This is a genomic window from Photobacterium sp. OFAV2-7 (assembly GCF_022347985.1).
Classification (GTDB): domain Bacteria; phylum Pseudomonadota; class Gammaproteobacteria; order Enterobacterales; family Vibrionaceae; genus Photobacterium.
Genome location: NZ_JAKRFQ010000454.1, coordinates 1 through 4,039, shown reverse-complemented (window position 1 = coordinate 4,039; position 4,039 = coordinate 1). Strand labels below are relative to the sequence as shown.

Below are 4,039 nucleotides of genomic sequence, written 5' to 3'. Positions count from 1 at the left end.
TTCTTCGAGATCTTCGTTAAGATACGGAGCTCCGTAAAAGAACCATTCCTCGGTCATATCTACCCACCTTATTGTTGTGCTAGTAGTTTTGGTAGCCATTTGTAATTGTAGGTGTATTGATGATTAATGACTTAAAAGTATTAATTTCTACGGAAACCTGAACCAGACACTAGGCTGGAAATCTGACGAAGACGCGGTGGCCACATTAGCCGGTGTAGAACTTTGGGCGATGATTAAAAATGGGCAGATCGATAACCCCGATGGCTTATTTGCTTGGGAGCAGTGTTACGCACTGGCAGCCTAATTGTATCTGAAAATCAGTGTGCTTGTACTTCAGCATAACTTTGCGACAAAACCGATTTTCCCTTCAGAGAACCAATTGTGTTTGTAACGTCACGATACAGTTAAGCTAAGTTGCATAGCGCGCAGTTACACATTAAGTTGAGTAATGCACTGAAACAGTTTTAGCTGGTGATTGCCTACGGCAGGAGTCAGTTGCAGGTGTTTATAAATGATCCATTTGTACCCATCGATACCAAGAAGCAACTGAAATATGGACAATTACTATGCGAATATTATTGTTATCTACTTCCTATAACAGCTTAACTCAGTGTGCTCATGTTGAGTTGCGACAATTAGGGTATGAAGTAAGCGTAGAGCTGGCTCTGAATGAACATGTCATACGTGAGGCCGTTGAGTTATTTAATCCAGATCTGATTTTATGTCCCATGCTCACCAAGATCATTCCAGGTGATGTTTGGCACAATCATACCTGTATTGTGGTTCATCCCGGAATCATGGGAGACAGGGGACACTCTTCCCTTGACTGGGCGATCCTAGGAGAACAAGAAACATGGGGGGTCACCGCGCTGCAGGCCGAAGAGCAGGTGGATGCAGGCCCCATTTGGGCAACTTATAACTTTCCCATGCGCAAAACCAGCAAAAGCGGTATTTACCGGGATGAAGTCAGATTTGCAGCCATCCGCGCTATGATCACTGCCGTGAAACGTTTTGAAAGCGGTTTATACATACCCAAGCCACTAAATTACAACGACAAGGCAACCATAGGCCGTTTCCGTGCTGGCTTGAAACAAGTCGATAGATACATCGACTGGGCGACTGATAGCGTTTCCGATATTGTCAGAAAAATTGACAGCGCCGACGGTAATCCCGGTTTGCTGGACCGCTTTTGTGATGGCGAGTATTACCTCTATGGTGCGCACGCCGAAAGTAACCTGACTGGAGAGCCGGGCAGCATTATTGCGCAACGCATCGGAGCGATTTGTCGGGCCGCTGTTGATGGTGCAGTATGGATTTCCCACGTGAAGAAGAAACCGCTAGATACAGAACGTTTTTTTAAACTGCCCGCAGCGATAGTGCTGAGAGAGTACCTCCAGGGAGTGCCTGAATTACCGCTTGATGTCTTCAGTTGCAAAGATACGCAGACCTTCAAAGAGATCTGGTACGAGGAAAACAACGCTGTCGGCTACCTTTACTTCGATTTCTACAATGGCGCCATGAGCACCGAGCAATGTCAACGCTTCACCCAGACATTTTGCCAAATCCGGGATAGACCTATTAAGGCTATCGTACTGATGGGGGGGCGCAACTTTTGGTCGAATGGCATTAATCTGAATACCATTGAAGCCGCTAATAGCCCTGCTGAGGAATCCTGGAACAATATTAACGCCATCAATGATTTTGTCCTGGAGGTACTGACCACTACAAGCCAACTCATTTTCTCTGCAATGCACGGCAACGCGGGGGCCGGTGGTGTAATGATGGCCCTGGCCGCAGATAAAGTCATTGTACGCGAAGGTGTCGTATTAAACCCCTACTATCGGGCAATGGGAGGGCTGTACGGCTCCGAGTACTGGACTTATTCCCTGCCTAAGCGCGTCGGCATGCCTAAAGCATTGGAGCTGACCACCCAGTGTCTGCCATTGAGTGCTGAGGAGGCCAAGGGTATTGGACTGATCGATGACATTATCTATCAGGATGAGTCTGGCTCTGGTTTTCGTGAGCAAGTGGGGAGAATGGTTGAATATATCGCCAACGGACCTGACTATGAGCAGCGCTTAACGGCAAAGCAAGCGAGTCGTGAAAGCGATGAGCAGCAAAAGCCCTTGGCGCAATATCGAAGGGAGGAGTTGGAAATGATGAAAGTTAATTTTTATGGCGAAGATCAAAGCTATCACATCGCCCGCAAAAACTTTGTTTATAAAGTCTGCCCAACGGCTACCCCGCTTCACCTGGCAGTGCACCGAAAAACTAAAGAGAGTATAAACCCCTTGGCTGATGATATTGCCGGAAACTCGCAGAACGATAACAAAGTTATGCCGATGATAACAGACTTCCAAGAGACTGTAGTTAGACCACAGCGTGACCCACGTTCACTGAGGGAGCGATAAAAACCTTAAGCTTAATATGCTCGGGATTGGTGCCATGTTTGCTGATACCTAGCTACATATTGAAGAGCCTGCAGTATTCGAACTTTAGAGGAAGAAACAATGGATCAGGAGCAATCATTTTCATTACATGACTTACATTGCCGCGGTGATCGTATCATGCTTGCGTTGCTGTGGACTCTTTTGGTTATCTCGTTAGGGCTTGCCAGCTGGTATCAAACTTGGACGGAAGCCATATTGATCGGAGTGCCAGCGGTGTTGGTACCGACTGTGCTTGTCTATAAGTTACCAGGCACTCTGGTGTCTCGCCTTTCCATCGCTATTTCTTTAATGGTTTTCTCAGCCCTGCAGATCCACCAGGGCCATGGCTTGGTGGAACTGCATTTTGGCATTTTCGTCCTATTAGCGATTCTCTCTTACTACCGTGACTGGCGACCTCTCGTTATAGCCGCTACCTTTGTTGCCGTGCACCACTTGGTAGGTAATTATCTTCAGAGCTCGGGCGCTGGTTTTTATGTCTTTCCCGAACCAAGCATAATGATGGTATTTACCCATGCCGCTTTTGTGGTGGTTGAGACCGTAGCACTGGTATACCAAGCGTTGGGGGCGCATAAGGATGCCATACAAGCGGAAGAGGTCAGCGCCATTGCTGTCAATCTGATGCAGGAACAAGACGCCGCCAGCATTGATGAGCTGAACAAGCAAACCCACAGTCGCTTTGGCCAACAGTTTAGCGACTTTATGTCCGCGGTGATGATTGTGATGAAGCAGGCGGAACAGATATCTCAGCAGCTGCATGAGGCTGCAGGCCAGCTTAAGAATAATAGTCATAATTCGGTGGAAAGCACTCGGCGGCAAAGTACGGAAATTGACCAGATAGCAACCGCGATTACAGAAATGACCGTCTCCACCCATGATGTTTCCCAAAACGCAGCGGCGGCCGCCAATGCAACGACTCAAGCCAGTCAGGATGCCCAGCAGGGACAGGACATCATAAAGCAAAGTATCGAAGTGGTGTCCGATATTGCAAATGAGATGGGTCGTGTTACCGATGTCATTCGCGAGGTCGAATCATCCAGTGAAAGAATTGGCGCCATTATCGATGTGATCAATGGCATCGCCGATCAAACTAACCTTCTGGCCCTCAATGCCGCAATCGAGGCTGCCCGGGCCGGCGATCAAGGCCGCGGCTTTGCAGTGGTCGCTGATGAAGTGCGCTCGCTGGCGGTGAAAACCCAAGCCTCTACGGATGAAATTCAGGCCATGATCGAGCAGCTGCAAACCGGCAGCGCCAATGCCGTTGTGGAGATACAAAAAAGTTATGCCAAATCCCAAGAAAGCGTGAAACATGCCAATGAGGCAGAAGCTGCATTAACCAACATTACGACTGCTATCGCCACCATTAGCGACATGAACACCCAGATTGCCACCGCCGCAGAGCAACAAAGCAGCGTATCAGAAGATATTGACCGGAATGTGACGTCCATTAATGAGCTAGCCAAGGACGCCAACGAACGTGCTGATCAACTGCTGTCAGCGACGGATCAAATCACGCGTTTAGCCAATGTATTAAACGAAACGGTACAACAGTTTCAGCGTAGAGAAAAACACTAGGTGTGTTGGGCAGATTA

General features: G+C 48.2%; 2 protein-coding genes. Both read left to right on the top strand.

Annotation, left to right across the window (positions count from 1 at the left end):
• Nucleotides 1-566 precede the first annotated feature (566 nt).
• Complete coding sequence (locus tag MHN01_RS18815) at nt 567-2,411, top strand: hydrogenase maturation protein (protein WP_239412753.1); 1,845 nt, start codon at nt 567-569, stop codon at nt 2,409-2,411.
• Nucleotides 2,412-2,567: 156 nt separating this feature from the next.
• A complete protein-coding gene (locus MHN01_RS18810) occupies nt 2,568-4,022 on the top strand; it encodes a methyl-accepting chemotaxis protein (RefSeq protein WP_239412752.1) in 1,455 nt (484 codons plus the stop codon).
• Nucleotides 4,023-4,039 lie beyond the last annotated feature (17 nt).

Coding starts and splice junctions, on each gene's coding strand:
- MHN01_RS18815 (WP_239412753.1), top strand. CDS start 567: ATGCGAATATTATTGTTATCTACTTCCTATAACAGCTTAACTCAGTGT.
- MHN01_RS18810 (WP_239412752.1), top strand. CDS start 2,568: ATGCTTGCGTTGCTGTGGACTCTTTTGGTTATCTCGTTAGGGCTTGCC.